The organism is Psychrobacillus sp., assembly GCF_056205495.1.
Genome location: NZ_JBAEAP010000297.1, coordinates 1 through 4213, shown reverse-complemented (window position 1 = coordinate 4213; position 4213 = coordinate 1). Strand labels below are relative to the sequence as shown.

4 protein-coding genes are annotated in these 4213 nt (G+C 34.2%); 1 reads left to right on the top strand and 3 read right to left on the bottom strand.

The window, feature by feature from the left end:
* Positions 1 to 166 precede the first annotated feature (166 nt).
* On the bottom strand, positions 167 to 769 hold the full coding sequence (locus AC06OU_RS08680) for an STAS domain-containing protein (protein ID WP_475855230.1): 603 nt from the start codon (positions 767 to 769) through the stop codon (positions 167 to 169).
* A 235-nt stretch (positions 770 to 1004) separates the two neighbouring features.
* Here AC06OU_RS08680 and AC06OU_RS08675 point away from each other — a divergent pair, with 235 nt between their 5' ends.
* Positions 1005 to 2267: a neutral/alkaline non-lysosomal ceramidase N-terminal domain-containing protein gene (locus AC06OU_RS08675; RefSeq protein ID WP_475855228.1), complete on the top strand. Its 1263-nt coding sequence runs from the start codon at positions 1005 to 1007 to the stop codon at positions 2265 to 2267.
* A gap of 97 nt (positions 2268 to 2364) precedes the next feature.
* Here the strand turns inward: AC06OU_RS08675 and AC06OU_RS08670 are convergent, their stop codons facing one another.
* Positions 2365 to 3666, bottom strand: a complete 1302-nt coding sequence (locus tag AC06OU_RS08670; protein WP_475855227.1) for a hemolysin family protein — start codon at positions 3664 to 3666, stop codon at positions 2365 to 2367.
* A gap of 34 nt (positions 3667 to 3700) precedes the next feature.
* On the bottom strand, positions 3701 to 4213 hold a 513-nt coding region (locus tag AC06OU_RS08665), incomplete at its 5' end, for a MerR family transcriptional regulator (protein WP_475855225.1).

Here is a 4213-nt window from a genome sequence, read left to right as displayed (position 1 = left end):
ACATCTGCTGCCACATCTATTCCTTCATTAATGGTCATTTTGGCTAAATCAGGGCAAACCCCTGTCGCCATAACACTAATTCCCATTATACGAATCATTTGGACCAACTCGTTTATATATTGAACGTTTCCTTTATCGATTTTATATACCCCTGAAAAATCAATTATTACGTAAAACACACCAGCGCTGCAATTTTAGGAGTTAAATTTTCTATCATATAGTCTATCCGATATGTATCAATGTGTCCTACCAACGGCAAAACTATTATTCCTTCTTTAACAGGAACTATTGGTGCTCCGACCTTTGCTAATTCCATTTGGGACATCTTTTGGTATTCGCTTGCTAGATACTCATAATTGGCAACCGTTTCGTTAAGGCTCATATCTAACATTCTGTTAACCTGTTTAATCAATTTACTTAGCTCTTTCAAATTAAGATCGAATTTGATTGCTAAATTAGTCAGAATGTCAGTAATTACATTGCGAGTAGGGAGATATCTTACTACTAGGGTAGATAGATTACCATCAAGAGAAACCATTGCTGCATTCTTTTTACTCCATATTAATAAGGATTCAGGGATTTTCTCCTCACCACTTAAAATATAATCTCCTATAAAGGTAACAAACTCAATATACATATTTTTAGCTTGTTCCTGTTCCCAACGAGGTATATCCATATCAAGAGAATTGATTACCTCATCAACGATATTACTAGCCAACAATTCTTTATTATTAAAGATATAATCTGAAATACTAATAAGTGGGCTCATATTTCTTCTCCCTTTTTTTGCCTTCTTACTCATCATAAAAATTCATTTCTTTTAAGTCAAGTTTTCTCTTGTTAAAGTAGGATATTCTATAACCAAGAGAGATAAATTATGATTTCAAGCAGGTAAAAACGTTAATATGATAGAACATAGTATTACATTAAGAAATTGAAAAGATGCTAAAGAGTCGATAACTAATGTTTCAAAAGAATTTTTAATAAGTCTGGAGTGATTCTAAATGAGCAAGGTGGGCATTCATAGGATAGATATCACACCTCCTTTAGGAACTGATTTTATAGGTTATCATAGACCAGTAGGTATAAAGGATATTACAGAACGGATCTATACTACAGCATTTGTTTTTGAAGTAAATGAGGAAAAGTCCATTTTTATAAGCATAGATAATATAGGTATGTTAATAGAGGATACTTTGATAATAAGAGAGCAAATCTCTGCGCAATTAAATATAGAAATTGATCGTATTACAATTGTTTTTACACATACTCACTCAGGGCCTGCAACAGTTAGTGACAATTTGGAAGTCATAAAGTATAAAGATATGCTAGTATCTCTTGTAACTAAGACAGCTGTAAAAGCAAATCAAAAAGTCAGGCACTCAGAGATTGCTTGGAATGTAAACGAAGGGGATTTAGGTGTTAATCGAAGAGAACCAACTTTGGATGACAAGGTAACAATGGGAATTAATTTACACGGAGTTATTGATAAGAGAATTGGTATATTAGTTATTAAAGATAAAGACTCGTCTAACTTATCTGGAGTAATTGTTTTTTGTACTGCACATCCCAATGTACTTAAATCAGACAGTTATAGATTGTCTGCGGATTTTCCTGGAACAACAAGAGCACTGCTAGAAAAAGTATTAAATTGCAAAGTAATTGTTGTCCAAGGAGCAGCAGGTGATATCAATCCGCTTTACCGAGGGGGAAGTCAAGCATTAAATCAGATGGCTTATGTTCTTGGTGGGCATGTACTGACCATGCTCCCAGCACTTAATTTCACAGCCATTACTATCCTAAAGACCACATCCATCACTTTTCCTATGAAGTTAAAGAATGTTCCATTACCTGTTGAATTGCACAAAATGGCAATGCTGGCGGAATCTAAATGGGGAGTAAACACATCAAAGTGGTTGAATGTTCTATTAGAAAAGTACAAGAATAAAGAAAAAGCTATTTGGATAGATATCGAAATACAATCCTTTCAACTCAATGAGGGTTCGTTTACCGGTATTCCTTTAGAGCCATTCTCAGAAACAGCTATAACATTTAAAGAAAGGTTAGGAAATGAATTAGCTTTCTTTGGTGGCTATATGAATGGCTACTTAGGCTACTTACCGACTAAAGATTCCTATTTAGCAGGGGGTTACGAAGTTGAGGTGAATCCCATTATATATGGACCTGTTACTGGCTTATGGATGCCACCTGAAGAGAATAGTGCTGAACTTATAGTTGAGAAGGCATTAAATCTATTAATAAATTAATCATTAAGAATATATGCTAAGTAAGTCATATAACAATGATTGAGCCAATATAAATAAAACCCATTTTGAAATATCAAAATGGGTTTTATATATTAAATTAAGCATTAAATTTTTGTACTTCGATAAATTGGATATGATTGTCTTGTTTTTCATTGATGGAGAATATATAGCCACCATACTCAATTTGTTCATCCATGTGTAACTCTATGTCCTGAGTGTAATACCATCCACCAATTGTATCTACGTCAGGATTATATAGATCTATCTTCAACAATTTCGCGACATCATCAAGTAACACATTTGTGTGAATGATATAGTGGTCTTCTTTAACTTTCCGAACATCTGCTATTTCGTCATCATCAAATTCATCTCGGATTTCTCCTACAATTTCCTCCAAGATATCTTCAACGGTTACAAGCCCAGACGTACCACCATATTCATCTAACAATATAGCCATATGAATACGCTCTTTTTGCATTTTCAATAACAGACTATTAATCGGAGTAGTTTCTATAGTATTAATCACAGGATTAACAAAATCCTCTATATTGAAGTTTTCCAATGTTATACGATTATTAATACCTAGAGTTAAGAAATCTTTAATATTAATAAACCCAATGATATTATCTCTATCTTCTTCATAAACAGGGTAGCGTGTATAACGTTCTTCAGAAATCGTAGTTAATACCTCATTAAATGTAGCGTTTCTTTCAAAACCAATAATTTGAGTACGAGGCACCATGATTTCACGAGCAATGCGGTCATCGAATTCAAATACATTATTTACATATTTCAATTCATTTTGGTTAATTTCTCCGCTTTTATAGCTCTCCGCAAGTAGTAATCGAAGCTCTTCCTCTGTGTGAGATAGTTCATGTTCTGATGCTGGTCTCATACCAAAAAGCCCAACGAGCAAGCGGGCAGATCCATTTAGGAACCAAATGAATGGATATAGGATTTTGTAGAAAATCATAATTGGTTTAGCAAAAACAAGGGTTACTGCTTCTGCTTTTTGGATAGCTATTGTTTTTGGAGCCAACTCTCCGACCACGACATGTAAAAAGGTAGCGATTAAAAATGCAGCACCAATCGTAAAGTAATGAATGTTGTCCGTACTAATTCCAATTGTTTCAAACAATGGATGTAGGATAAATTCGAATGTCGATTCACCAACCATCCCTATTCCTAAAGCAGTTACAGTAATACCAAGCTGACAGGCAGACAGGTATTCATCTAAGTGTGATGTAACTTGTTTTGCAGCCTTAGAACCTTTACGGCCTTCCGCTACTAACTGATCTATTCTGGAATGACGTACCTTTACGATAGCAAACTCCGTAGCTACGAAGAATGCGGTTAAAGCGATTAATATTACAAAAATAGTTAAATTCAATGCGGTCAATAAGTTGTCTTACTCGAAAGTAAGACTTCACCTCCTAAGTGATTAATAATAATAAGGATTGCATAAGAGCAACACTTTCTGATGAAACTTTCTGTTTGATGGAATACTTTGTGTTATCTTCCTTCTCATTTATTTGTTCCAATAAGTGAGAAACTTCTTTTTCTAAATATTGCATTTGTAAACGTATTTCTTGAATGTCAATTTCTTCTATACTGTCTTTGGCAAGCTCTCTTTTTATTTCTTCTAGTGACATACCTTTTAGTTTTTTCTCTTCAATAACTCTTAGTCTTTCAATAGCCTCATATGGGTAGTAACGATAGTTGGAACTAGAACGTTCAGCATCTAATAGCCCTAGAGTAGTATAATAATCGATGGTACGCTTAGTAATGCCACTTTTTTCAGCTAACTCGCCAATTCTTAGTTTCTCTGTCCCAATAGTATCACTCCTAACCGTAACGTTAGGGTTTAGTATAGTATGAATTTGAGGTAAATGCAAGGAACAATAAGGATTACAAGCGATATGGAGTTGAGTTTTAAAGCAATTTCT